The sequence below is a fragment of the Photobacterium sp. R1 genome (assembly GCF_054600795.1).
The window spans coordinates 1-236 of sequence record NZ_BAAHZP010000979.1 but is presented as its reverse complement, the minus strand read 5'-3'; the positions used below and the strand labels follow the sequence as shown (position 1 = coordinate 236).

The 236-nt window shown below is 52.5% G+C and carries 1 protein-coding gene; it reads left to right on the top strand.

Going from position 1 to position 236, the window contains the following annotated elements; translation table 11 throughout:
• Positions 1-236, top strand: a 236-nt coding sequence (locus ACYP03_RS27985) for a LysM peptidoglycan-binding domain-containing protein (RefSeq protein WP_459782931.1), incomplete at both ends; no start/stop codon positions are given.

The following is a 236-nucleotide window of genomic DNA, read 5'->3' as shown; positions in this document are numbered from 1 at the left end:
AAATCGCTCAATCCTGCTTATAATCAGTGGGCAACCGCCCCCGAAGGTCAGACCCACCTTCTGCTACCGGTAGCTAATGTCGCGACCTTCAATCAATCTTTTGAAGAGAATGGCCGGCAGGGCATGAAAGTCGTGCGCTATCAAGTCAAGGCCGGTGACAGCCTGAGCGTACTGGCTAAAAAGCACCACACCTCCGTTGATCTCATTCAACGGGCGAACAAAATGGCAGGTTCAGG